The organism is Photorhabdus sp. RM322S, assembly GCF_042879395.1.
Classification (GTDB): Bacteria; Pseudomonadota; Gammaproteobacteria; order Enterobacterales; family Enterobacteriaceae; genus Photorhabdus; species Photorhabdus khanii.
In genome coordinates, this window is record NZ_JBHFKW010000006.1 from 132,593 (window position 1) to 159,041 (window position 26,449).

Below are 26,449 nucleotides of genomic sequence, written 5' to 3' on the forward strand. Positions count from 1 at the left end.
TGACGAGTGATGGAAAGATGATTGACCTGGATACGCTTGTGGAGAGCTGGAACTAGGGTGACGGAAAAATCGGCGGTTCTGGCGTAGAACCCCTATTTTGCAACAGGGAATTTATGTAGAAGAGACAGGTAATACCACCAGCGTCAACACTAGCTTCGGAACGGGCCGCTACAGAACGACAAACCGACGTTGACATGCTCGGGAAGCCCTTATAGTCTTCACTCCATCGTGGCCGATAAGACAGCTGACAGGTGAAGAATGAGCAAATTTTTCTATAGTTTCAAAGATCGGGCTGTCATTATTTCCATATTACTTTCAAATAGTTAATTGACATGCTACTGCGACACATTCGTTATCTTCTGGCGATTGCCGAACATCAGAGCTTCACTCGCGCCGCAGAGGAACTTCATGTCTCGCAGCCGACCCTATCACAACAAATCAGACAGCTTGAGGAATCACTGCATGTGCAGGATTTAAGCCTTGGATTGCTCAGGCTGGCAATGACACCCACCTTCACTACTTACTTCATCGGCCATTGGGTAGAACGTTTCAACGCACGCTATCCGGGAATTGCATTGAATATCAAGGAAATGACGCAAGATCAGATCGAGGTAGCTTTAGCGGAGAACCAACTCGATCTCGGCATCGCGTTTTCAGCGGTGCGATCCCCCGACATTGATAGCGAGCCATTGTTCATCGAAACACTCAGTCTGATCGTTGGTCAATCGCATCGATTCATCAGTCAACAAACATCATTGACAGCGAAGATGCTGGAACATGAAGGATTAGCGCTATTAAGCAAAGACTTTGCAACGCGAAGCCATATCGATTTGTACTTCCAGAGACAGGGGATCACGCCGCGCATTGCAATTGAGGCTAACTCAATCAGCACAATCGTAGAGATTGTCCGCCGGGGACGGCTCGCGACTTTGTTACCTGATGTCATAGCCTACGAGCAGGCCGGGCTCAATTCCATTGCCATTCAACCTCCGTTACCGCAGCGCAATGCCGTGCTGTTATGGCGCAGCGGCGCGTATCGAAGCGCTGCGAGTCAGGCGTTTGCCAATTTGATCACGCACCGTTTCGATGTACACCAAGAAAGTGATAATTTCTGATAAACAGAAAACACAGTGCGCTTGGTGGCTTCCGAATTAAGACAGCCAATCTATAAGCTTGTTTCTAATGTAATCAGATGAAAGACGTTCCTGCTCTAAACGTGAAGACTGGAACCGGCCAGAGATGAGATTATTAAACAACTTTGCTTCATCCTCATTTAGCGATGAAGGATTGGATTCAACTGGATTTGGTTCAGGAACCATTCTATCTTCATGAACTTTAACGGTTTCAACATCCATCATCAGGGATTCAATATCCACAAACTTGTCTCTGGCGTCACTGAGAATAGACAAGCCCCAGGTATCAATATCTCCCCAATACCCTACACGCTTGCTTCTCAACCATGTCGCATCCATCCATGCAACGTTTTTCCCTCCTCCTATCACCGCAACTGTGTCAGGCATGTCGGGTAATGCCAAACCAGACTGTAAGTTTTCGACTACTAATATATTCGATGCTGGAAGTTCGTGCTGTTTAAGTAATTCACCAGGTATTTGAAGTATCGGAATTCCACCAAGCGCGGCCATCGCAGTATGGCAAAGCGGTCTGATGGTTAACCAGCCCTTGGGATTTGTTAAACAACCCAACCAGGCAGTAAGACCTCCAAATGCAGAAACCGCACCTTTGTGAATCACATCGGTCAGCTCTTCGATCAGGATTTGGTGGTTCTCAAGAAACTTAGTATCAATACCAATGAGAGGTAATGCTCTTAAATATTGTCCTTCCCCCAAGCCTGGCTTTAATTGTGGAAGAAGCTTTGCCAGTAATTCCGCATCTCTCAAAGAGAGTTTTTCCACAATATCTATACACTTAACCAATGCAGGATAGAGATCTTTATCAACCCGCAAGAATGGCTTCATATTTCTTTCCCATACCTTACTTCGCGCAAGAGCATCATTCCCTAAAAATTGAATCAAATGTTGCATTGATTCAATAGCAACAAAAGTCGGGATTCGCTGCTCAGACAACTCCCGGAAATTTTTGGAAGACCACTCCACATGGTCTTGATAGGGAAATGATTTCCACTCATCAACAAACCGCTGAAAATGAACCATATCTGATATGGCAGAACTGCCTCTCGGTGGTTTTAAGCCAACACGGACAGGGAATGCTTTGATGCCCAGTAACCGGGCCTTTAGTGAGGAAAGATTATCCCACTCACGTTGCCTAATGATGCTCTTAACTTGTGCCGGCAATAACCCCCAGCGCGTTTCACACAGCCCTTTTTTCATATCAGTTTTTCAAGTTCGATGCCCAGACCAGCAACCTCAGCAGCTAACTTTTTCTCCTTCTCTTCACTCATTCTCCGATCAATCTCTTCCCAGGTGACTTCACATAAATGGCTATCGTGGTTTTCCTGGTCTCTTTCTGCAATGAGCAACGAGCGGGCCGATTCTCTCGCCAAATTCAGGTTTTTATAAGGCGTAATCAAATTAACGTGAATATGCAGTTCCCTAAATACCCGGAGCACACGCCGGCTTACTGTTTCGGCCGTATTCGAGAATGCTTCGTCCAGGAAAACAGTACAGTAGACAGGTCGATCATAGCCATTCGGCGTCAAAACATAGGCCAAACTTGCCGCAACAATAGTTGCCGCAAATGACTCTTTCTCCCCACCTGACTTTCCACTGGATGACTCCAATACATCACGAATCTCACCCGTATTGATATCCAATTCTTCGGCATAAAATGACATCTGATAACGGGAATCAAGCAGCCTTAAACTTTCCAATGTATTTGAGGAACCTGGCGCACTTGCTTTCCCAAGGATCTCAACTACCTTAGCCAACTGACGGAACCGTGCTTCATGGTCATCACTGGTTACCTGACTAAGCACCTTACGCAGATGCTGTTCAAATTCATTAACATGCGGGAATTTCTCTCTTTTTGAACCCAACTTTAAATGTGTCTCTGATCGAAACTCTGTACGCTTGAGGACCCGGTTAATAATGTCAATCCGCTCGAGGATATCTTCCCGTTCAGATTCAAGCTTAGTTTTAATCCGCGCCAGCGACTGCGTTGCATGCTTATTCAAACGTTCAATAAACTGCTCTACCAGGTTGGGAAGCCCTTCCTCTTCCAGTTGTCGTAAATGATTAAGATAATCAGGTAAGCTGCCAATATCACTTTGCCAGTCAACCGTGAAGACTTGCCATTTATCGTTAGACCTGAACGAAACCATAATGCTGATGGCTGATCTTTCCGCTCTGTCTTTATTGTTCCGGCTAGAATCTAACAGACGATCCAAATCTTCTTCAACTTTCGACACCAATTCAGCCATCCGGCTTAAATCGTTTGTATTAAGCACGCCAACCCGCATCGCAAGTAACTGCCTGGCTGAATCAGGTAATCCCCTCGACGCTTTTGCCTGCGCTTTGCTCCATTCTTCTTGCGCATTTTTCAGCGTATTTTTAACGCCACCAGAATCAGAGTTAAGCTGATTTAATGCCGATTGAATTTGAGCCAATTGCTCTTTAGCCGATTCCCAACGCTCTCTGGCCTTATCAAGATCACCGCCTGATTGTTCTAACACCTTAAGGTCAGCTTGCAAATCAGAAAGCTTTTCGTGCCAGTAAGGAGCATTAATATCATCCCAGCGGTAACTTTGGATCTTCTCCCAAAGTATTTTACGATCAGAAACAGAATTCAAATCTTGACGGGCCTGACTCACATTTTTCCCGGTTTCCGCCAGTTGCAGAGTTAACTCTTTTTTATCGTTATTAAGAATGGCTAAACGTGATTTATTTGAAAAACCCAGACACCAGCGTCTCCTGTCATCTATCCGGTTCTGATCTTTTTTATCAAAGCGCCCCTTATCCATGTGCATTAACCCCTGTTGCGTCATCGAAAACGGGGTTTGATCCAATTCTTCCGTATTCGAAACACATTGCAGGTCAAATCGCTGCAAGTGATGCTTGAGCCACTCCCGATAAGGGTGAGTGCGCCATACCAGTTTCCTTAAATAACCGTCAGGCTTAAACTCCGCCGATTGACCCAGGTTAGTCGCAGCATCATTCACAACTTGAACACGTACATGTAAACCCGTATGCCGGGCGTTTAACCAGCGAGTCACCATCGAATAACAATGATGTGGCACAGCAAGTGTTGTCCGTAACCCGCCTAACGCCCTCTCTATCGCGCCTTGCCATCTCTTTTCATGATCTTCGACATCGATAAGCTCACCGATAAATACACATTGGTCTTTACTTAATTCTAAGGAGTTAACCAGTTCATCCCGCAGTTGCTGATATTTCACATCAATATTAGAATCCGGCCTTGCCTCGATTTCCCGAATTTCCTGAGAGATATCATGGATATTTGCTTGCAACTCACTGAATTTAGCACTGATGGTGGCAAACCTATCCTGATACTCTTCTTCGTCACGCTGAATACTAGCAAGCCTGACTGATGCTTCGGATTGATTTTTGAGAAATACAGCCTCCTCTAATACAACAGGGAGAGCCAGATCTTTGGCATGAGTTTGATATTGCGATGAAATTCGAACCACCCGATTCAATTGATCTTGGGTATGACCCATTTCTTTTCGAAGCGACTCTATTTTATCCCCGCCAAATTGAAGATATTCCTCATGTCTTCGTTCAACCAGGTTATCCGCATCGACTTTCTGCCCTTCAGCTTGCTTAATTCCGAGGGATAGTGCTTCAAGTTCAGCCTCAATATCGGCAATTTTCTCACTCCACAATTGTGCGAAGATTTCCCCAAAGTAGACCGGGAGACTGTTTTTTTCGGCCGTTAATTCCTCAAATTCTTTCGTCTTTTTTTCGATAATTGAGCTGAGTTCAGGTAACCTGGATAAATGCTCTTTTTGTGCTCTTGCATCCACTAATTGACTATGAATTGCCACTAGATCAGCAAACTCTTCCACTACCTTTTTGGCATCATCTTTGACTGTACTCGGTTCAAGTACCAATTCACGAATCAACCCGGTTAAATCATCAATTTTTTTCAGGCCCAACGCCCGCGACAACAATGCAGGCGCATTCTTATTGTCCATATACAGAAGCTTTCGGTACAGCTCCTGATAATCGGAAAAATTATCATCACAGCATGTCATTGCCGGATCATCACGGAGCCATTGCTTGAATGATCGGGCATTACCATCCCCAAAGGCATCAAGCATTTCCTTAAGAGTCAGGTCTCTTTTGGCGACAATATAAACTCGTGTCACGTCCGCAAGCACATTCGTCGATTTAGTGATCCAGAAAAGTGCCGCAAGCGTGATTTTTGAGCCATCGTTACCCTGATATAAAGCTCTAAGCCCAGTCACCACGCCAAATTCACGCTTACTTCTGACTCTCGTACCCGCTCCATCATGGGCAGATCCAAAACTTCCCCGCATATAAGAAAGTAAAGTCCGGTCAGAACGATCACCCTGCGCCGCAGCCACATTAAAGGTTGCCCTTCCGGCAGGAAGGAGCAAGGCCATAAGGCCATCAATAAACGTCGATTTTCCCGCACCGTTATCCCCAGTAACCAAAGTTCCCATAGGATCGATCAACGCGGTATGCAAGCCGTTAAATGACCCCCAGTTATAAACTGAGAGTTCGGCTAATCTGATTTGACCAACATGAAATAATGAATCAGCCGAAAGAGTTTGATCAGTCATTTTCATCTCCTGTTTCCTCCTCTCCATCTTGATAATCAACAGCGTTGCTGCCGTTTTTATTTAGCTCAATACCCTTCTCGCCCGCCATTTTCAGGTATTCATTAAGCATATTTTCGAGAAATTCAGCGCTGACTACGTAGCGGATCACCGGTGTAACCTCGAAGCGATCCTCACTTCCCCGCACTGAACTCAATATTTTTTTCGTCACCATTTTCTCAAGAGCACCCTTGAGTTTTCTCCGGTCAGATTTAGTACTGTTTGTCAGCGGTAAAAACGGTGTCAAATGGGATTCTATACGCTCGATATCAATGATAATCCTTTGCTCACCTGACGTTTCCCGATCCTGGTAGTGTTTGCGCAGCACTAACAGCAACAACGTATCGTATAAAGAGAGCGTCCTTCGGCTAATCAGAGAGACAACCTCTTCATCATCTATACCCAATGACTCGGTATCTTCCTCATTTTGAAAACCGGCTATAAAGGCGACACCCGCTTTCTCATCTAAAACCAGCTTCAAATAGACTTCTGACAGATGTTTGCGTACAGCACATTGGTATCGACAAAGCGATTCAAACAACTTGGCTTTCTGCGAAGACAATATAACGCCCTGACGCAGCAAGCTAACCAGCACCCGGCGCGCATCAGGTGGCATGCTACTACTTGAACTTTCAGAGTGATCACTGGCTAACACATCATCAACTTCAACGGATGAGCTTTTATTGGCAGCGACATCAGATTCAACAGCGGATGTGCCTGTAAGCGGGTTATACCCTGATTGAGTATGATGTTTTATCAACTGATCGAAGAACCCTGTTTGCTGTTCTTTCTGAGGATCTGAATCAGACTTCTCGAGGGTTGCGGGGGTACCATTATCTTTATTCAACTTTTTGTCTTTATGCATTCCAACCCTCACACAATGATATCTACAGCCACTTTCTATTCACCATTACAGGACCAATTCATCCAAACTGTCTGGAAACAGGTCGGCACTCAGAAGAAAAGTGGGGATAGACGCCCGCAAGCGAACTCCCTGTTTGTCACTAATTTCAATTGATTCCTTCTCTTCCAATAATGCCGCCCCGACAGATTTCGCAACCCGTAAATAGGCAACTAACTCCTCCAACCCTGAATTAAGCGGGTGATAATGTGCAATAGATGCAATCGTCATTGGACCAAACTCTTTTAACGTTTCTAATGCCCTCTCAGCGATCAATCGGATTTGAACAGTATCAAGGCAATCCAGCATCTGTATACTCGGTTCTCGAGAGTTAAACCGCTCTTCAACACCAGAGGTATCCAGCTTTTCATCGGGTGATTTAAGGAGCATGCTTTCGGGAGAACTAATACTTGCCGCCCCAACGGGCAATGAAAGAGCTGTTGTTGTTTGCAAGTCGCAATCAGCATTCCTCAATTCAACAGCAAGTCGTTCCAATTGACCAAGCAATCTATCAACAGCACGATTTTCTTGAGCAGTGCCACTCTCTATGTAAGCACGCAAGCTCTCTTCTGTTCTTCGTCTGATTTGAAAAACTCGGTCACTCTCACGGCTCAATTCTCGCATGAGCTGACTTAAGAATTGCCGTTGCGGGGTACTTAAGTGTTCTGCGACCGGGCGATTTAAAATGCTTCGAAGCTGATCCCGCAACTCCATAGTTCTATTTTGATCACATAACAAATCAAAAAAGCTTTCAAACGCACTACCGGCATCCGTTTTAGCCAATAGCGCTTCTTTTTCCAAAACAGAGAGAAGAACATCTCCTCTGGTGGAATCTCCCTCAATAATTTGAATACGAATTTCCTGATCCAACCGACGAATTTCATCTTCAACACGGCGAAAATCACCCGTTAAAACAGAAGCCAACTGGTAGATTTCACGAATTCTTTCCCGCTGCTCAACCTCGGTCAGTTCGGTTACAACGCCAGCCCTTAGAGCATCAATCTCTCTCTGAATTTCAGATTTTCTATCTTCCAAAAGCGTAACACGCTCATCGACATTTGGGCTAATCGCCACCGCAAAGTCCCTGACCGCTTCCTGAACAATTCGAAGATGAGACGCAGTAGTTCCTGAACTGCGCTCATCAAGTCCCTGACTAAAACGGAGCGCAATTTCACTGGCATCCGTTTTAGTTAATGTGTCATCCATCTCACGCAACCAGCCTTCCCGAATCCATTTATTGAGATAAGTGCCAGCCCCCGTTTCCGTTTCCCACAGACCAAGTTCACGACAGCGTACCAGCTCTGCATCAAGTGACACACGGGCACGACTAAAAGGGACTTCACTATCCTCCGAAAATAACTCACCCAAAAATGCCAAAATTAAAGGGGAATTATCAGCTCTTAACAGTTTCCAGGCTGCACTTTCCTGAAATAGACGGCGGTACTTTGCCTGTAACCCTTGGAAGTTCAACTTGCCTCCCTCTGTGTGGTTATGAGTAAAAAGCGATTAAATGAGTACTGGCTCGTCACCACCCTTTCCAAAAAGCCACCACTAAGAATTTTGTATAATTCACAATCAAATAAAAACCATATCATCATGTTTTTTATTATGTCAACGCCTGTTATTAACTCTTGTAATTATTAGGCGCTGTGATCAGAGAGAATTAAGCTTATAAAGCCATCCATTTTTTGAAGAAGGCAGTAAGATGATGAAAAACAAAAGCGATTAGCGCAGATAATTTAAGGTGATAAACAATGTCTCAATTATCATCAGCAAGGGAAGCGGCGGGAGTCCCCCTTTGAAGTTAAAGATGGGCGATCTGTCCAGACCGCCCCGATGCAAACAGTGGAAAATTCCTGCGCGTTACTTCCTGCGGACAGGCAAACCAGTACCGCGAACGCCATCCTGTGGTAAAACCAGCACCGCTACCGACCAAGCCGGCAACGTAACCGAGCCATCTTTTGCTATTTTGATACCAGCCGCCAGCGAGGTGTTGCCCAGCTCGCTTTGAATATCGTTCAACTTCAATCCCTTGACATTAAGATCTCTCACCGTAGCAAACCATGGTGCAGCATTGATCACCACCACCAAGCCGTCAAACCGCAAATCGCGGTCATCATCGGTGGTATTACCATCATCTATCGTCATCACCAGTAATCCGAGTTGCTGATTCGGCCCGATATTACGGAAATCGACACGTTGCTTAACCGATGCACCATCACCAAGCGTCATCAGTGGTGAAAATTGACGCAGGCGCAGCAGTTCCTGATAAAAAGCGGTCATCTGCAATAACTCAGTTTGGCCTGGTTTATCCACTACGTTTTTCACTCGTTCAATCAATGCGTAATTTCCACCATCATCACGCAAGCCTGGCATACCAACATCATAGTTATTGTCTTGGTAAGTGTAGCTGACACGGTTAAACCAATCGCCGGCATTATAGGAATCACGGGTAAAAGACTTAGAACGTAGTAGTTCCGATCCATGTTGAGCGAAAGCCAGTCCCTGCCCAAGGAATGTAGTAGCGAGGGATATTGCCTGCATACGAACCCGTGTCGCCAGATCCGCCTCGCGCGCAGCTTTGTAGCTGATTATGTCCCATAACGTTTGATTATCGTGTTTGGATACATAATTGATCACCTCAATTGGATCAGCAGCATAACCGGCTATAGCCCCTTTGTAGTCAATTTCTCTGCCGGTTTTCACCGCCCCATCTTTATCGATCAACACAAAATCAGCCAGATTGCCCGCCATCCCCAAACGTACCAGATCCGCCAGATGACGCACCTCATCAGCATTTAACCAAGACTGTTCGTTAGGTAAAGTCCCGGCACCATTACCCACTCCCTGGTTAATACGAATGCTGTCAGCGGAATCGAACGGTCCACCACCCTGTATTGCATCACGCAATCGATCAGAGAAAGTACCAATCCCAGTACCCTTAAGATTAATCTGTGAAGCCATCTCGAAACGGTCGTCCTGCCCGGAATTCCAACCTTCACCGAAGAAGTAGACCGATGGGTTAATCGCGCGTACTTTTGCCAGCGCCGATAACATCTGTGCCTTGGGATGAAAACCCATTAAGTCAAAGCGGAATGCGTCGATCTTATAGTCCTTAACCCAGGTAACCAATGAGTCTTCGATTAGTTTAGCGAACATGCGGTGCTCTGGTGCCGTATCGTGACAACAGGTGTTAGATTCAACGTTACCACTGATTTCATTCAGGCGATGATAGTACCAAGGGACTATCTTATCCAACACGGAAGATTTGTTTGTTGGGCCCGCAGCATTGGTGTGGTTGTACGCTACGTCCATGACCACATTCATTCCCAGTTGCTGCTTGATGGCCTGAATCATAGCGCGAAACTCTTTTATACGTACCGAACCTTCCGCATCTGTGGCATAAGAGCCTTCCGGTACTGAGTAATGGAACGGATCATAGCCCCAGTTGTAGGAATCGGTTTCCGCAATCATCGCATTCAGCTCTTGTACCTGCGGGTTATCGGCATTATCACCACTCAGCAATTCCTGTAACACTTCACCGACTGTCTGTGACCCATCGCAATAATCAGCAAAGCGGCTGTTTCTCACCATTGTATTGATCTGGCACAAATGACTGAATGGATGATTAAGATCAGCTACTTGGTCGCTGAATTCACTAACAGAAGCCAAATCAAATACTGGCAACAGCTCCATATGAGTGATTCCTGCCCGGCTCAGTGCTTTAAGATGTTTGAACATATCGCTGTTGTTAGCAGTCAGAGCCAGATATTTACCGCGCCAAGCTTCCGGCACCGTGTTATCTGCAACGGAGAGATCACGAACATGAGCTTCATATATGGCCATGCGTGCAATGTCCGCCGGTGTACTTTGCGAACGCGGCATAATCAGGCTATCCCAGTTTTGTGGTTTCAACGTCACATCATCCAAGTTAATTACTTGACTGTATTCCGAATTGGTCGACAGACTATGGGAATAGGGATCGGTAACCTCATAATGCTCCACATTGCGGGAACGTGGATGGTACACCGTTACAACATAGCGGTAATAAGCACCAACCAATTCCTTGTCACCTTGCCATGACCAAGCGCCACTAGCAGGATCACGGTTCATTGGATAGTTGGCGATTATTTGTTTATCTGTATCGTAGATAACCAGCCCGACATCCTGAGCAGTAGGTGCCCACAAACGGAAAGTAACACCTGCATCATTGATCAGCGCACCATACTCCAACGTGTCAGCCGCATCGGCAAAACGGTCATCCAACACGCCGGCAGTTTGTACTTGAGTCGCTGATAATAACAGGCCTTCTTTATTGGTCGCCAACACGACCAGATCACCGGTGAGTAACGTTTCAATATCCGTGTCTTCTGGCAGGCGGAACGCTGTTAATTTCTGCAAGTGTGGGAATCGATCCGCCGTTTCCTGACTCAAGGTAGTCGGTGTTAATGCCAGATAGCTATCGGTAAAGTTTCCTAGGTCATTGGCTACGACTTTACTCCGGCTATGATATAAACGGACATAAGGCTTATCTGCTCCACCTGACCACAACAGTGTCTGATTGTCGACCCAGTGTGCCGAAGCCTGGGAAACACCGAACACAGATTCAAAGGCTTCCGCCCGACTACTATAGATTTGATTACTGCCGGGTATGACAGAAACAGTACGGTTACTGAAATCGGAGAAGGAAATTCTCAGGTCACTGTCGATCAATTTAGTGTTGTTACCATCACGCACGATAAAATTAATACAGCCCTCGTTTTTGTTTAACGGCACAACCCAGTAAGGTCCATAACTATCGCTGCCCGTAGGAATTGCACTGAAATCATTCCAGCTTAATGAGGGAGAAGCCAGGGCATCACAGCTTTCATCGTTCCATAGGTAGAGGGTATTGGTACTGTAATCACGGTTTGTTATCGGATCGCGTTGACTTAATTTATCAATATCCACCAAGTGGATAACGGCCTGAAGATCACCGGCACGAGCAACTTCACCCGGTATTTTGATAGGGAGATGCGCTATCGGCTCTTTAGGGGGATTAGGTGAAGAACCATTGTTATCACAGCCTGCCAGCAAAACGAATGAACCGCTTAATATGACCGAATAAGCCTTTTTCAAGAAGTGAGCTACCATAATCAGACCTTTTAATAGTAAGAAATTATCGACGATATTATTGCGAATGAATTAAATTGGAAATATTAAATAATGTCTCAGATAAAGCAGCATCCTCCTAATTTTGATACTAATAGGGAGGAGGAATCAGGAGGAGATGCCTTTTCGTGATATCGCACACAATAATTATGCAATATTCTTTTATTACATAATGCTGATGTGAGTTTTATGTGTATTACTCTATATATTTTCCATGCTGATGATATTATTTCGTCCCGGTTTTATTTAGCTTTTACCTTCAGTACCCGCGCTCATTTTTCCTTTAGCGAAAAACGTACCTGATAGGTTAACTGTTATTATTAACCGGGATTCCGTTGCAGTAGGTAATACCAGACGAATAGCATAAAACTAAATAATTTTCCAAAATAGTGCTCCACTTCGGACAACGCCTTGTGTAGCAAGGGTTGTGCGCTATGCATAGCAGAGTGATGAGTTAGTGCGGCTTATCAGGTATCAGACTTGCATTGCTCGGATATTAATCAAATAGACCAACTGTATCGGTATTATGAAAAGCTATTTAGATGTGCCAGAAGATTTTGAATCATCATATATTTATAAAGCTTCAACAGAGAATATTGATGATTTTGGTAGTTCTGTATTCGCTGTATCTTACAATGATATTGTTAGAATCATCGGAGCAAAACGACGTATCTTGAGATATGATAATAATGGTTGTGGTTATTGGGAAGATATTCCTAAACCCGATTTCTATGAAACAAAACTTTATAAAGATGAAGTTAAAGAAATAATTGCCAATATAAAAAAATATTATATGTCATTGTAATATACCTAATAGATTTCGAGTTGCAACGCGGCGGCAAGTGAACGAATCCCCAGGAGCACAGATAACGATGTGACTGGGGTGAGTGAAAGTAGCCAACAAAGCAGCAGCTTGAAAGATGAAGGGTATAGTTAATCCTGTAAAAGGTTTTAATAGAATCTCATATTCTTGTTATTGGGTTAATACTGTCATTTCGTCACTTCATTTATCAGCTTAAAACTCGTTTTTCCTGACATTTTCTCTTCCAATATCGGTATAGCATTGCGTTTTTTACCCGCTTTAAACAATCTTTCATTACGACCTCTTACCTTTAATGATGAAATTTTTTACTGGTCTTTTCATCGTGGGAGCTCGTTCTTGCTCGATTGCCAGAGACCCTCACGCAAAAACTGAAAGAGTCCTGCCTCTGGCGCAAGGAAACAATATCTCCAGCCTTATCGTGATTTTCCGGCATTTAATATAACAGATTCCCCATTGTAAGGATTAAAAAACCTATCGCCGATCACATTTCATACTATTCATTCTGACAGTCAATTAATTACACATTAGAATGGTTTAATGATGTCACTATTAAATCATCAATATTCTCTGTGGGTAGATGACCCTTTTATCACCGCAGCCTGACCGCAGAACCGGGTCATTTATTGGTCAGCATCACTGACTTTGTCACACTTAAATTAAACAAAAGGGAAAGTACGATGAGTAAACTCAACAACTCTGTGGTGAGAGGCACGAGTTATCTTTTAATTTACCTGACGGCAATTCAGCCACTCCACCCGGCGATTGCTGCCGGAATAACACCGGACAATAACCATACTCAGGTACAAAACCAGGGCAATATCCCGGTGGTGAATATTGCCACGCCGAATGACGCGGGGATATCCCACAACACCTATAAAGAGTTTAACGTTGCCACTCAGGGTGCTGTACTTAATAACGCCACTCAAGCGGCTAAATCACAACTGGCAGGGCAACTTAACGCTAACCCTAATCTGCATGGAAAAGCAGCGGAACTGATTATTAATGAAGTGACCGGTAGCGGACAATCTAACCTGCAAGGCCAGTTGGAAATTTTCGGCAATAAAGCCAATGTGATGATTGCCAACCCCAACGGCATTACCTGTGATGGCTGTGGTTTTATTAATACGGCCAGTGCCACACTGACCACGGGTAAACCCCAATTTGATAAACAAGGCGCGTTGGAAGCATTAGAGGTTAAAAAAGGCCAGATTACTATTGGCGGTAAAGGGCTGGATGGCAAGGCGACGGATTATGTCGATATTATCAGTCGAGCGACGGAATTAAATGGAAAAATTCAGGCGAATAATCTGTCCCTGACGCAAGGTGCCAACCGAATCAGCTTAAAAGACGGCACAGTTAAACCTATTGCTGGCGAAGGAACTAAACCTCAATTAGCGGTTGATACCAAAGCGTTAGGTGGTATGTATGCGAATAAAATCCGCTTGATTGCCACAGAAGATGGTATCGGCGTTAATCTGAAAGAGTTAACCAGTGACCAGCGTGATATTACCTTAAATGTTAATGGCAAAATTGAACTGGGAAATATTAAGGCTAAAACGGACCTGAATATTATTGGCAAAGAAACCCATATTGCGCCCAATATTACAGTACAAGCGGGACGAGATATTACTCTGGAAAGTACCACTCTGGGTAATAAAGGCAGTGTGACTGCTGGCCGAGATATGCGAATATTTGGCGACACGGTGAAAAATACAGGCAACAAAGCTCTGCTACAAGCCAACGATAATATGTGGATACAGAAAAATGCACAAGGAGATAAAAGTCATCTTATTGAAAACAGATCTGCTACCATAAAGACTAATAAAGGTGATTTAGTTGCCAGGTCTGATAAAATGCTCAATATAAGAGATCTTTATCTCCTTTATAATATTAAACCTGAAAAAAACTATTTTCTTGATTTTGGTAATGTTGATGATCTCAGTGACATGAAAAATTGGTTCTTTATAGAAAATTATGATAGCAGTTTAATTTCATCCGGAGGAAATTTATATATAAATAGTGATAGTTTATTAAATGTAAACAGTGAAATACATGGAAAAGGCGATGTATTTTTGACCGGAAGTCATTTTACAAGCACTAAATTTATAAATACTGAAGGTCTATATAATGAAAATACTTATCAACATTTTATAATAAATAATTCACATCCTATATTTAATAATCCATACTATAAATACAGAAATAAGCTGGAAAACTCTAGGGAAATACATGTATTAGATAGAAATAACACAGATATAAAACAGCAAGATTGGGATCTTATTCGGAATAATCCTTCTAATAAAACAAAAATTGACCCATTCATAGATAAGACAATGCTATCTTCTGGAAAGAATTTAGTTATTGATTTTCTTGGAGAGGTTAAAATTACATCCAATAAGGAACTTATTAATGAAAATGACTTGAATACGCCTGGCTGTAAAGAAAAAGCATTAAATTTATTAAATTCAGAAACTGATGATATCAAAGTTAAAAATAATCTTATATTAAATGCCAATGGATTTACCTTAAAATCAGCACGATTAAATGCCGAAAAAGATATAAACATTATCTCATCAGATGCTAACTTTGTCGATCTTGCCGATTCTAAAATCATCTCTAAATCAGGTGATTTATCTATACTTTCAACCTATTACAAAGCACCGTATGAATTTTTTCATACACTATCATTTCCATCTGCCATTAATATTTCCTCCACTGTATTAAAAGGACATAATGTTTCATTAATAAGCAAAAATTCAGGAATATCCGCTAATAAATCTACAAAAATTAGTTTTGGACCTGATATTGATGATCGAAGTAATATAATAAACTCCTCAGGAGATTTAACACTTTCTTCAGGAACAAATTTAGATTTAAATTTCGTTAATTATTTTACAAAAAACAAGAACACGACTTTAACTGCGGCCAGAGATATTAAAATAAATATAAGTAAAACCAGTATAGACTCATCCGAGTCCATATCCATTAATGGTGGTATAAATCTAGATATTGGTGGTTTAGAACTAACCGCAGGAAAAGACGTTATATTAAATTCTTCTCAAGATTCTAAATTATGGGGAGTTCCTATTACAGCTAATAGTATCTCTATATTTACGGGGAAAGATTTAAATATAACTAACTCTTCATTGAATGCAACAGAAAATATATTAATGAATTCTGGTGGAGATTTAAATTTATCTGCTGCTTATGGTTATGCAGGTAGTCTGATAAAAGAAGGTAAAATAAGCCATGTTACTGCTGTTAATGCAGGGGATAAATTAAATTTAATAGCTAATGATAATATAAAGTTAGAAGGTTCAAGTTTAATTTCTAAAGGTGATATGACCCTCACTTCTGGTGGATATACATACTTTAAATCCGCAGTAGACACTGAAAATAAAGATTCCAGCTCATCTATTACACATAAAGAAGCCAAATTAGATAGCGGTAATAATTTAACAATTCTTACCGGAGAAGGTCTTTTATTTCAAGCAACTAAACTTTTAGCTAAAGGTGTAATGAATATTGCTGCTAAAGGTGGTTATCTTTATGCACAAGCACAAGAAGATGTTACTGAATATACAACCTCCAGTACTAAACGTAAGTGGTACGGTAAAAAGAAGACTTCAACTACCACTCATCATTCAGTAACCAATAAAGTGACTGAATTTATTGCTGATGGAGATATTAATTTACTCAGCCGAGATGACAGTACTTATGAAGCCAGCAAAATTGAAACAAATAAAAATGCCAGACTGACCAGTACACATGGAAAAATAAACTTTAAAGCCGTTAAAAATAGTTCTTTTGAACAAACCATTAGCCAGTCTAAAGGATTTTTCATTAAGAACAGAGATAGTGGTCATCGGGCAGAAACATGGGTGCTGCCTTCGGTTCACATCGGTGGAAAATTAACGATTGATGCCGCAAATGGAATCAGTGCTGATATCAAAACACAGAAAGGACAATCCTTACAGGCGGTATTGGCTGCTCTTGGTAACACTTCTGAAACAGCCTGGTTAAAAGAGTTAAGCCAACGTCAAGATGTAAACTGGAATGAAGTTCAGGATGCTTATGAGAATTGGGATCATAAGAGCCAGCATTTAAATCCTGTCGTTTCTGCTGTTATCGCTATCTCCGTTGCTGTAGTCACAGCTGGGGCCGGGGTAACTGTAGCTGCTGCTAATGGTGCCGCTGGTGCAGCCAGTGGTGCCGCTACCGCAGCCGGAGCCAGTACTGCAACAGCAGCAACAGTGAGTACCGCCACATACGGCGCAGTTTCTGCGGGTATCTCATCTCTAGCTGCTACGGCAGCGGTTAAGCTTATTAATAATGAAGGAAACCTATCGAAAACCCTTAAGGATATGGGAAACAGTGAGACAGTCAAATCAACGGTCACTTCAATGGCGATAGGTGGCGCTCTGGCTGGCTTTGATAACGTCATGGGATGGGATAAAGCCGCCAACGGCACGCAAATTAACCCAGCAAAAACGACATTACCTAAACTCAGCAATGGTGACTGGAGCAAAGTGGCTCAACGGGTAGCAGGTCAATCCATTATCAGTTCCAGCCTGGGTACAGCCATCAATGGCGGTAGTTTTAAGGACAATTTTATCACCGCATTACTGGCCAATATTGGCAGCCAGATTAACGCCGAAGGGGCCGGGTTGATTGGCAATAATGGTCAGGTGTTAGGTTTACCCGGAAAAGCCATCAGCCATGCGGCGGTTTCTGCCCTTGCGGCGGAAATTGGCGGCGGAGATGCCAAAGGGGCGGCTGCGGGGGCATTAGCCGCAGAACTGGCCGCGATAACATTGGATAAAACATTCAATGATCCAATGAAAATTCAGGCGGGGGGCAAAATCATTGGTAGCGTTGCAGGGGCCATTGCAACCAATAGCGCCAAAGGCGCTAACAGTGGGGCTAATGCCGGGGAAATTGTCATTCTCTTTAACCACCTAAACTCCATGAATGCCTACAATCTGGCTAGAGAGCTTCAAGAAGCTAATAAGCAAGGAACCCCTACCGAAGCAATCTGGAACAAATACAACAAACTGAGTGCAGCACAACGGGCAGACATGTTATCTGACTGTGCCGGGAACGGTGGATTATGCACTCTGACCTATCAGGCCGAAATGGACGGTGGGATAAAAACAGCGGATGCTATTAGTGGCTTAAGATGGATGTTTGACTTATCGGCTGAGGATGCCCATCGTATCAGCCAGTTTGTGACGACAGAAAACCAGAACGATTTAGGGCTGTTGTATAACTCGCTGCCTGCCTGGGAAAAAGGTGCACTGATAGCCAAAGAGGCGGTAGAATCTGCCGGTATTGGTGGTGCTATCGGCAACAAAGCTTCGGTTGCTTCGATTATTGAAGGAAATAAATCAACTAACATAGGGAAGGGAAGTAATGTACGTACTAATAGTGAATCATCTGTAAGATCAAATAGTCAGGTAACTATTCCTAATTCACGAGTTGGGCATATTTTCCGCAAAGCAGAAGGACACATTGCCGATACACCTGAAAATAGAAAATTAATATTGGATGTTGCAAATGATAAAACGGCTATTTTAGGTGGTGATCGTTATGGTAACAGTTGGTCTGCACGCATGTTGCCGGATGGCACTCAAGCTTGGGTTCAAACTCGTGGAGATACAGTGATAAATGCAGGGATAAATAATCCACCTAAATCATATGACCCTCAGACAGGATTATCTTCACTGAAGCCAAGAGGTAGTAAAAATGGACAATAAGATGATTACAATAGAACAAGCTTACAAAGCTATGTTTTATTTTTTGGAGCATGAATACCAATTGACAAAGTCTGATGATATTGGTTGTTTATTAGGATCAATGGATTGGACGATCTGGGATGATTCAACTGGCCCAGCAGATCCAGCTATGTGGGAAGATTGGCTAGCGGCAGTTAAACGGACTGTATAATAGATTAGACCCCGACCAGAAAGTCGGGCTCTTTCCCCTCTTTGAATCCAGTTGTTTTTACAGTCATTGCGGTGGCTACAGTGATAGCGGGGGACGGAATAAATTACCGCCAGCACCGCCGCTACCATTAGTTCCGTGGCTTATGACGCGACGGCTTTAGACTAAGCCGGAAAGGGGATCAATTTTACTTAGATGGTAAGCATAAGAACCATTTAGAAGTATTTCATAGTAAAGATAAGTTCAAGTTCGCTCTTAACTTGGATGGGACTATAAACGATGATAAAACTCGTGCAGGAAAGGGAAGGAGGCTAAAAGTTGACTAGAATCAGTTCATTGAACGAATCAAAAGAAGCGTTAGTTAGACTGGCTCAAATCTGTAATATTCCCAAACGTGAATTATATGATGAAGGAAATACAGATTATACACTCAATCTGGATGAGGAACTGAATCTCAGTATCAATCGATTATTGGATGCTTTTTCTTTATTACAAAAAGCACTTGATCAGGAAGATATGATCGCTGTTCAAGCTGCTTTAAATCGAGCACGAGCTAACTCAATGGATCTAAGCAATTTTTTCGCGAATATATGTGAAGATATAGAAATGATAGGTTGGACAGATCGATATAATTGGCCGAAAATTCCTGAAAATTATAAGATCCCAGACCACTATAATTATCCTGAAAATAAGAAATAATAACTACCCCAGCTAAAAGGCTGGGGTAGTTATTAACAACGTACTGATTTTTAGTCGGTATTTTTCTCCTATAAAAATTTGCTAACATGTCAAAGCCATCCAAATTTTTCCTCCAGAAAGGAGCTCTCTTGAGTAACTGATGAAGCTATCGGCAGTAAAGCTTCCGTTGCTTCAATTATTGGGAAGAATCATAATGTTGGCAACACAATAGATTCAGGCAAAACTAAAGAAACTCAAATATGGACGGAAACGAAGAAAAAAAAACCTGTAGCAAATGCTTATGGTCACTGGGATAAACATAAAAGTGAATTCCCTTAATATCAGAATTCAAAACAATATGTTGAAGCCACCCATAATTTTATTAAAAATCCTCCAAGAGGAACTTTAATCAAAACCCGGGCTAACGGAGATACTTTATATTACAATTCAGAGACAAATATTTTCGCAGTAAAAAATGCGGATGGTGTTCCTAAAACAATGTTTAAACCAAATCCAGTAGATCATGGATATAAAACAAATTTGGATTACTTCAATGCACAAAAATAATAGATTATATGTATGCCGTGTATGTGGCGCAGAACAATTAGATCCTCCGTGGGGTGAAGATGGCAATTCACCAACGTTTGATATCTGTGATTGCTGTGGGGTGGAATTTGGCTATGAAGATGCTACTTTAACAGCATTAAAAAATTACAGATCTAAGTGGTTGGATAAAGGCGCAAAGTGGAATTCCGAAAAATCCAAGCCAGAAAATTGGTCACTAGAGGAGCAGATATCAAATATACCTAAAGAATATTTGTAAAATTTAAGAGTCTACAAATGGATTTGTGTGATCTCTTGTTAATGAAATGATTATCCTCCCGTGTTAACAGTACGCTAACACGGGGAATTTATAACCGACCATATCAGCCAGTTGGTTGATTAAACACACGTTCAAGCAAGCCCTGAACGTTTTCAGTGCCGGGAATCGACATACTCATAAGTTATCTGTTCCAAAAGAATTGCGAAATTTTCGACCTATCGTATAACAGACGGAGAACAGAAGACAGAGAATATAAGTACAGTTACTAACTTTTTCCCGGTGATACAATGAGTAATAAACGTCTTTTTGAAAAAATAGATTATAACAGTGATTCGGAGTGGGTTATGAAGGAGTTTTTTAATTCTATATAAATAACTTTTCAAAATAGTAGATCACTTTGAGGGAACTCAATCCGGTTTGAGCGATCTGATCAATCACCAATAAAGAAAAAAACCACCCAACCGGACTGAGTGATGCCAATCATAGCACCTATACCCCGAAACGAACGTCGCCTGATGCAAAAAGTTGTTCATCAAACGCAGGATAAAAACCACGCCAGAAGGTTAATGGCGATGTTAATGTTACATCGTGGCGATTCTGTCACTCAGGTAGCTAAAACGCTTTGTGCTGCCCGTTCTTCTGTTAACCGATGGATAAACTGGTTTACCTTGTTCGGGATTGACGGTTTGAAAAGTCTTCCTGCGGGACGACCATCCCGATGGAATTTAAATCCGCTTTTTCCTGTTTTTTCTCTGTTGTTACAGTACTCTCCCCAACAATTTGGATGGCTACGCTCACGCTGGAGCCTTGAGTTATTAGCTATAAATATCCAATCGTTATTTAATATCACGCTTCCCATTAGCACACTTTATCGGTATTTCTCCCGGGTAAATATCGTCTGGCGCAGAGCAGCCCCGACCCTCAAAATACCGGATGCGGAATATCCTGTATTTTATGAAGATGAAGTCGATATCGCGTTCAATCCCAAAATCGGTGCTGACTGGTGTTTGAAAGGTCAGCAAAAACGTATCCCCATCCCCGGCCAAAATCAGAAATATTATCTGGCAGGGAGTGTTGATGCCCGGACAGGAAAAGTCGATTATGTTGGCGGCCAAAGAAAGAATTCTGATTTGTTTATCAGTCTGTTAGAAAAACTGAAACACACTTATCGTCAAGCGAAAAAACTGACGTTAATCCTGGATAATTATGTGATCCACAAAAGTTGTAAAGTGCAAAATTGGTTGAAAAAGAACCATAAATTTCATCTTCTGTTTTTACCTGTCTATTCATCCTGGCTTAATAAAATAGAACGACTTTGGCAGTCTTTACACGAGACCGTCACACGAAATCATACTTGCCAATATGTGGCAATTACTGGGAAAAGTAAATCGATTTATGGCCGCCGCTTCACTCTTCCCGGGCAGTCGAGCAGGAACAGTAAAAGTGTAGCGGTATTATGGAAAGTTATTTAGATAATCTGAGTCCGGTACAATACCGAATGTGAAGTTCGTTACCTAAAAAACTTCAATATTCCATGCTTAAATGTTTCAGCCTGAACAATTTCAGTATTAAAACCAAAGTTATTTCTTATGAATCCCGAAACTGGTAATAAACGCCCTACGGAGGGTCTGTAATGACCAGAATGATTCACTAAATACACGGTGTTCCTATATCGATACATATAACCAGCACTGATAACTCTACTTCCTCCCTCCCTTGACGCTAAAACTGGGTGAGAAAGCATCTTCGAATTAACCTTTTTACTGATACTCCCGATAATCAGTTGTCCTTCTACATTAAAAATAAATTTATATGATTTGGTTGTATCAAGCAAAATATCCAGATCTCTAGCCTCAGTGATGGTCTGTACAGACGCATCACCATAACGTCGCGCCCAACCAGCTAAGTTTTCTTCCATATCAAACAGATTTAGTTTGGTATTTCTCAAATAACCTTCAAACATCTGCGACTCCCCAATGGGGTTTCAAATACTTGCCTTGTGACATATTAATAGATCCTCATACTATTTTTATTTTTCATCTTCCAGCTTACTATTCTAGATACCAAACGATAAAACCACTTTTATAGCTTATAGTTATTTTCTAATAAGTGACAAACGTAATAAAACATTTCCCTATTATTTCTGACTTGTCAGTAAACGAAGCATTTTTTAATGTGGTCGATTCACATAATAAGTGCAACACCTTTACTCCAGAAAAAAGAAAGAGGTTCGATGCTATACATCGAACCTCTTTAAACTAAAAAACTTAAATTTATTTAACACCACAACAAAAATTAATTATTACAAACACCCAATTAACAATCACGACAATTCATATTATAAGCTTCAAAACTCTAATGAAACCTTTTGAATTGCATCAAGGGCACATTGATGATCTAAATGACCCCCAGGTGCACCACCAATACCAATTGCACCAATGATTTCACCACCCGACCTCACCGGAACACCACCAGCCATCAGCAGGAAACCTGGGATGTGCACCATATTTTGAGCACCAAGATTTGATTGTGCAGATTTCATTACTTCATCTGACGTTCTTTGGGTAGATAATGCCGTATAAGCTTTCATTTTGCTCGCCTCAACGGTATGTAAACCCGCTTTATCCATACGCTGAACAGCTTTCAAAACCCCACTTTTATCAACAACAGAAACCGTCACGTTATAATTATTCGATTGACAGGATTGAATTGCCTCAGAGGCTAATTTATTTGCTGTTTCAAGCGAAATATTACGTTCAGTAATTGTTGATGTAGCAAAAGCCATTTGAGCAAATAAACCTGTCGCCAGGATAGTACAGAGAAGAGAATGTTTCATAGGTAAACCTCATTAAGTTGATGAATTATCCTGCTCTAACTTAATGAGATTTATAGACTCTATCTATTAGGTTGATTACTTATCCGGCTTAGTAGAAATACTTAAACATAAGATAATGACTTAAATAGCTCATATTCTTTTACTAATTGTGGTAAGGAATGAATATCTAATTTATGAAATATATTAGCCCGATGAACTTCAATTGTACGTGGTGATAATGCCAATTGTTGAGCAATTTGCTTACTGGTTTTTCCTTCCAGAATAATTTCCATTACTTCACTTTCACGCTCAGATAACTGGCTGAATTTAGTTTTCAACTGCTTATATATCTGACATTGCTTAAATATTTCCTGATGAGATAATAATGCATTTGAAACTGTTTCAATCAATAAATCTGCATCAATAGGCTTAGTTAAAAATTCAAAAGCCCCATTTTTAAAAGCACGGCGACAAATATCAATATTTCCGTGCCCTGTCATAATAATCACCGGCAATGTATTGTTGAGTTTTAGAAGTTCATCATGTAATGTCAACCCAGGTTTTCCCGGCATACGAATATCCAATAAAATACATCCCTGAAGATCTGAAATATTTGTCTTATCAATATCATCAAGAAATTCTTGAGCGCCAGGAAATGAAGTTACCGACCAATTCATTGTTTCTAACAACATAGATATTGAATCACGAATCGCTTCATCATCATCAATGAGATAAATCACTGCTGCCATTACTCCTCCTTACCTTTATTGACTGGTAACCAAATAATAAAACGAGCACCACCTGTTTCACAATTTTCAGCACGAATATCACCACCAAGTTTCTGAATTAATGTCTCCGTTAGAGTCATACCTAACCCCATTCCCTGCTGGCGTGTTGTAAAGAATGGAATAAAGATGTTTTTCAAAACTTCATCGCTTAATCCTGGTCCACTATCTGCAATTACGATTTTTATCATGTTATCAGTATAGGTGATATCAATACAGATCCAATTCTGATGGTTTGTGTGATCTTGCTGTGCCTGAATTGCATTATTTATTAAGTTATGGAATATTTGCTCTACCCATAATGGTTCGGTGAATATCATTGGTAAATCATCACAAATATGTTTTATGACCTTTATTTTCCCCGCTTTGATTTCATTTCCGAGCAATATTTCAACCCGACCTAATATCGATAGAATATTTACAACCTGTAGTACAATACTACCCGTCGTCAGCTTTTGGCGGTATTGTGTTAATAAATTTGCGATACGTTGAGTTTGTAAGATTGATGAATCCAGTATTGAAGTGATTTTATCATATTGCTGCTTTTTCATTAGCCGCAGTGCAGTTTGGTTATAACTCATAATCGCCGTCAAAGGCTGGTTTAACTCATGAACAATACCCGTTGCCACCTCATCCATGGTATTCAAACGGGTGAACTCAAAGAAATGTGCCCGTAAATCAGAAATTTTCCTTAATCTCTTATTCTTTTGAATTAAAAAGATAGAACAAATAATCACTGCCCACAAGAAACTGAGACAAGTAATATAACCCCACGGCAGTTGCGACCATTGTTGATTATTACTGGCTTTAAGCACGAAAGGCTGAAAACGACTGGTCAGCTTTTTCTCCCAGTGCCAAAAATGCTGCTCTTTCTCCGGCCCATATGTAATCAATTGACGATTATTCCAATCCAGTTGTACCGATCGAAATTGTGACAATAATGATAATTTTTTCATAAGGATATTGAGATCAATCAATAATCGGATACTGTTGTTTGTACTATTAAGCCAATATCTTCCATCTCCCTCTTCACTGATTACAGGGAATATTAATACATTCACCGGGATCTCCTGTAATCCGATGATTTGCTGAAAATTTTCCTGTAACTGCTCCAATCCGATATTAGCATCCATCAGCGATATAATGGCATCATGCTGTGCAAGCTTTTCACTCAATTCCCGATAAAGGATATTAAATGAAACTGTTTGTTGTTGATAATTTTGCTCTAATGAATGATTAATCATTCCCCAGGCTGTCAAAACTGTTAACACGATCCACGCAAAAAAATGCCACATATGATTACCGAAAGGATATATTTCATGATGTTAAGATATTGTAAGAATATATAAATTAAACAACTATCAGAACAAACAAATTCAGGGTAAATTGGATTTTAGATAACGTTTGTAATTTAGTGTCACATAAAATTCATTACAGTGTAATTATTTCATCAAAACATTCCTCAAAAAAGTAGTTGGCTACAGTAATGTTAAATTCCCGCTTTTTCATTTTCTCTGAGCGTTTTTTAACCATTAATAAAATAATTTCGATAGATGAATACTGGATAAGCGTTTACGACGGTTTTTACTAAGACGCTTAATGTCATGTCAAATTTCCTGAATAATTTAAGGTAACCATTCAATAAATCGACTAAGAGAAATGGTTCTCATTCTCTTAAATGCCACTCCACACCTATAAAAATATCAATATTTATCAAATAGTTGATAAAATTCCCCACAATTTTTTCCATTTAATCAGAAAAAACACTTTACAATCGATAGTGATAATTATTATCATTCGTATCGCTTTCAGATGAACCGCCTTCCGGGTAAAGATGAAAGCACGACATTGCTCACATTGCTTCCAGTGTTTACTTTAGCCAGCCGGGTGCTGGCTTTTTTTTATTGATCAATCCGATTGTTATATTTTCAAAATATTTGAATAATTAAGTTAGGTTTTTAGACTTTTATGTTATCTCTTCTCAACTAGACTGTAAAAACCATTGAGGAGATTTGAATATGATCTATTTACGCAAAGCATCAGATCGCGGCCACGCCAATCATGGCTGGCTAGATAGCTGGCATACCTTCTCATTTGCCAACTATTACGACGCTAATTTTTTGAATTTTTCAGCGCTGAGAGTAATTAATGAAGACTTCATCGAAGCAGGTCAAGGCTTTGGGACCCATCCACATAAGGATATGGAAATACTGACCTATGTGCTTTCCGGTGCAGTTGAACATCAAGATAGTATGGGAAATAAAGAGCAGGTACCCGCTGGTGAATTCCAAATTATGAGTGCAGGTTCGGGTATTCGTCATTCAGAATATAACCCAAGCAGTGATCACCCATTACATCTGTATCAAATCTGGATTGCTCCAGATAAAACCGGCTTGACACCACGCTATGAACAGCGCCGTTTTGATGATGTACAAGGTCGCCAATTAGTGCTCTCTCCCGATACCCGAGACGGCTCACTAAAAGTCTTCCAAGACATGACCTTGTGGCGTTGGATACTGAAAAATCATGAAACTCCCGAATATCTTACAGAGAACGGCCGTTATATCTGGATACAAGTGATACGTGGAGAAGTGACTGTTAATGGTGTACAGGCAACCACCAGCGATGGTCTGGCGATCCGGGATGAAACCCATCTTCAACTTAACGCCGGTGATGATAGTGAAATATTGCTGTTTGACCTTCCTGCGGCATAAATCCCCAATAAACCTCACCCATACGGATGAGGTTTAT

16 protein-coding genes and 2 pseudogenes are annotated in these 26,449 nt (G+C 41.4%); 9 read left to right on the top strand and 9 right to left on the bottom strand.

What is annotated here, in order from left to right; all coding sequences use genetic code 11:
- The first annotated feature begins 332 nt into the window (after positions 1 to 332).
- The gene (gene cynR, locus ACGF63_RS06000) at positions 333 to 1,115 is read left to right on the top strand and encodes a transcriptional regulator CynR (protein WP_152963215.1); all 783 of its coding nucleotides are present in this window, start codon (positions 333 to 335) and stop codon (positions 1,113 to 1,115) included.
- Between the two features lie 36 nt (positions 1,116 to 1,151).
- On the opposite strand, the gene ACGF63_RS06005 is transcribed toward cynR, so the two are convergent.
- The 5 genes from ACGF63_RS06005 to pulA form a co-directional block, all read right to left on the bottom strand.
- Positions 1,152 to 2,348 carry a DUF3322 domain-containing protein gene (locus ACGF63_RS06005; RefSeq protein WP_387629496.1) on the bottom strand — a complete coding sequence of 399 codons (1,197 nt, stop codon included), beginning with the start codon at positions 2,346 to 2,348 and terminating at the stop codon, positions 1,152 to 1,154.
- A complete protein-coding gene (locus tag ACGF63_RS06010; protein WP_239002471.1) occupies positions 2,345 to 5,743 on the bottom strand; it encodes an ATP-binding protein in 3,399 nt (1,132 codons plus the stop codon). Before ACGF63_RS06010 ends, ACGF63_RS06005 begins: the two co-directional genes overlap by 4 nt.
- On the bottom strand, positions 5,736 to 6,644 hold the full coding sequence (locus ACGF63_RS06015) for a DUF4194 domain-containing protein (RefSeq protein ID WP_387629500.1): 909 nt from the start codon (positions 6,642 to 6,644) through the stop codon (positions 5,736 to 5,738). Before ACGF63_RS06015 ends, ACGF63_RS06010 begins: the two co-directional genes overlap by 8 nt.
- A 45-nt stretch (positions 6,645 to 6,689) precedes the next feature.
- Positions 6,690 to 8,150, bottom strand: a complete 1,461-nt coding sequence (locus tag ACGF63_RS06020) for a DUF3375 domain-containing protein (protein WP_152963211.1) — start codon at positions 8,148 to 8,150, stop codon at positions 6,690 to 6,692.
- 393 nt (positions 8,151 to 8,543) lie between these two features.
- The gene (gene pulA / locus ACGF63_RS06025) at positions 8,544 to 11,813 is read right to left on the bottom strand and encodes a pullulanase-type alpha-1,6-glucosidase (protein ID WP_387629503.1); all 3,270 of its coding nucleotides are present in this window, start codon (positions 11,811 to 11,813) and stop codon (positions 8,544 to 8,546) included.
- A 544-nt stretch (positions 11,814 to 12,357) separates the two neighbouring features.
- On the opposite strand from pulA, the gene ACGF63_RS06030 reads away from it, so the two are divergent.
- From ACGF63_RS06030 to ACGF63_RS06060, 7 genes and pseudogenes are all read left to right on the top strand, one after another.
- On the top strand, positions 12,358 to 12,636 hold the full coding sequence (locus tag ACGF63_RS06030; RefSeq protein WP_239002470.1) for an Imm42 family immunity protein: 279 nt from the start codon (positions 12,358 to 12,360) through the stop codon (positions 12,634 to 12,636).
- 695 nt (positions 12,637 to 13,331) lie between these two features.
- Complete coding sequence (locus tag ACGF63_RS06035) at positions 13,332 to 18,410, top strand: DUF637 domain-containing protein (RefSeq protein WP_274534114.1); 5,079 nt, start codon at positions 13,332 to 13,334, stop codon at positions 18,408 to 18,410.
- Positions 18,400 to 18,600, top strand: coding sequence for a hypothetical protein (locus ACGF63_RS06040; protein WP_036846462.1), 201 nt, complete (start codon positions 18,400 to 18,402; stop codon positions 18,598 to 18,600). Before ACGF63_RS06035 ends, ACGF63_RS06040 begins: the two co-directional genes overlap by 11 nt.
- 315 nt (positions 18,601 to 18,915) lie before the next feature.
- On the top strand, positions 18,916 to 19,296 hold the full coding sequence (locus tag ACGF63_RS06045; protein WP_036846464.1) for a hypothetical protein: 381 nt from the start codon (positions 18,916 to 18,918) through the stop codon (positions 19,294 to 19,296).
- A gap of 219 nt (positions 19,297 to 19,515) precedes the next feature.
- Positions 19,516 to 19,842, top strand: a pseudogene (locus ACGF63_RS06050) (hemagglutinin); the annotation flags it as partial.
- On the top strand, positions 19,799 to 20,098 hold the full coding sequence (locus ACGF63_RS06055; RefSeq protein ID WP_239002468.1) for a hypothetical protein: 300 nt from the start codon (positions 19,799 to 19,801) through the stop codon (positions 20,096 to 20,098). The pseudogene ACGF63_RS06050 and the gene ACGF63_RS06055, both read left to right, overlap by 44 nt.
- Before the next feature lie 473 nt (positions 20,099 to 20,571).
- A pseudogene (locus ACGF63_RS06060) lies at positions 20,572 to 21,547 on the top strand (IS630 family transposase).
- A 61-nt stretch (positions 21,548 to 21,608) separates the two neighbouring features.
- On the opposite strand, the gene ACGF63_RS06065 reads toward ACGF63_RS06060, so the two are convergent.
- From ACGF63_RS06065 to ACGF63_RS06080, 4 genes are all read right to left on the bottom strand, one after another.
- Positions 21,609 to 22,061 (bottom strand): hypothetical protein, encoded by a 453-nt coding sequence (locus ACGF63_RS06065; RefSeq protein WP_036846469.1) that lies wholly within the window; start codon positions 22,059 to 22,061, stop codon positions 21,609 to 21,611.
- A 384-nt stretch (positions 22,062 to 22,445) separates the two neighbouring features.
- The gene (locus tag ACGF63_RS06070; RefSeq protein WP_036846471.1) at positions 22,446 to 22,934 is read right to left on the bottom strand and encodes a heme-binding protein; all 489 of its coding nucleotides are present in this window, start codon (positions 22,932 to 22,934) and stop codon (positions 22,446 to 22,448) included.
- 101 nt (positions 22,935 to 23,035) lie between these two features.
- On the bottom strand, positions 23,036 to 23,662 hold the full coding sequence (locus ACGF63_RS06075) for a response regulator transcription factor (RefSeq protein ID WP_036846473.1): 627 nt from the start codon (positions 23,660 to 23,662) through the stop codon (positions 23,036 to 23,038).
- A complete protein-coding gene (locus ACGF63_RS06080) occupies positions 23,662 to 24,993 on the bottom strand; it encodes a HAMP domain-containing sensor histidine kinase (protein WP_152963208.1) in 1,332 nt (443 codons plus the stop codon). Before ACGF63_RS06080 ends, ACGF63_RS06075 begins: the two co-directional genes overlap by 1 nt.
- A 723-nt stretch (positions 24,994 to 25,716) precedes the next feature.
- Here ACGF63_RS06080 and ACGF63_RS06085 point away from each other — a divergent pair.
- Positions 25,717 to 26,412: a pirin family protein gene (locus tag ACGF63_RS06085; RefSeq protein WP_036846479.1), complete on the top strand. Its 696-nt coding sequence runs from the start codon at positions 25,717 to 25,719 to the stop codon at positions 26,410 to 26,412.
- The last annotated feature ends 37 nt before the right edge of the window (positions 26,413 to 26,449 follow it).

What these genes read in the sequence shown, in the direction of transcription:
- cynR (WP_152963215.1), top strand. Translation starts at nt 333, where the DNA reads ATGCTACTGCGACACATTCGTTATCTTCTGGCGATTGCCGAACATCAG.
- ACGF63_RS06005 (WP_387629496.1), bottom strand. Translation starts at nt 2,348, where the DNA reads ATGAAAAAAGGGCTGTGTGAAACGCGCTGGGGGTTATTGCCGGCACAA.
- ACGF63_RS06010 (WP_239002471.1), bottom strand. Translation starts at nt 5,743, where the DNA reads ATGACTGATCAAACTCTTTCGGCTGATTCATTATTTCATGTTGGTCAA.
- ACGF63_RS06015 (WP_387629500.1), bottom strand. Translation starts at nt 6,644, where the DNA reads ATGCATAAAGACAAAAAGTTGAATAAAGATAATGGTACCCCCGCAACC.
- pulA (WP_387629503.1), bottom strand. Translation starts at nt 11,813, where the DNA reads ATGGTAGCTCACTTCTTGAAAAAGGCTTATTCGGTCATATTAAGCGGT.
- ACGF63_RS06030 (WP_239002470.1), top strand. Translation starts at nt 12,358, where the DNA reads ATGAAAAGCTATTTAGATGTGCCAGAAGATTTTGAATCATCATATATT.
- ACGF63_RS06035 (WP_274534114.1), top strand. Translation starts at nt 13,332, where the DNA reads ATGAGTAAACTCAACAACTCTGTGGTGAGAGGCACGAGTTATCTTTTA.
- ACGF63_RS06040 (WP_036846462.1), top strand. Translation starts at nt 18,400, where the DNA reads ATGGACAATAAGATGATTACAATAGAACAAGCTTACAAAGCTATGTTT.
- ACGF63_RS06055 (WP_239002468.1), top strand. Translation starts at nt 19,799, where the DNA reads ATGGATATAAAACAAATTTGGATTACTTCAATGCACAAAAATAATAGA.
- ACGF63_RS06065 (WP_036846469.1), bottom strand. Translation starts at nt 22,061, where the DNA reads ATGTTTGAAGGTTATTTGAGAAATACCAAACTAAATCTGTTTGATATG.
- ACGF63_RS06070 (WP_036846471.1), bottom strand. Translation starts at nt 22,934, where the DNA reads ATGAAACATTCTCTTCTCTGTACTATCCTGGCGACAGGTTTATTTGCT.
- ACGF63_RS06075 (WP_036846473.1), bottom strand. Translation starts at nt 23,662, where the DNA reads ATGGCAGCAGTGATTTATCTCATTGATGATGATGAAGCGATTCGTGAT.
- ACGF63_RS06080 (WP_152963208.1), bottom strand. Translation starts at nt 24,993, where the DNA reads ATGTGGCATTTTTTTGCGTGGATCGTGTTAACAGTTTTGACAGCCTGG.
- ACGF63_RS06085 (WP_036846479.1), top strand. Translation starts at nt 25,717, where the DNA reads ATGATCTATTTACGCAAAGCATCAGATCGCGGCCACGCCAATCATGGC.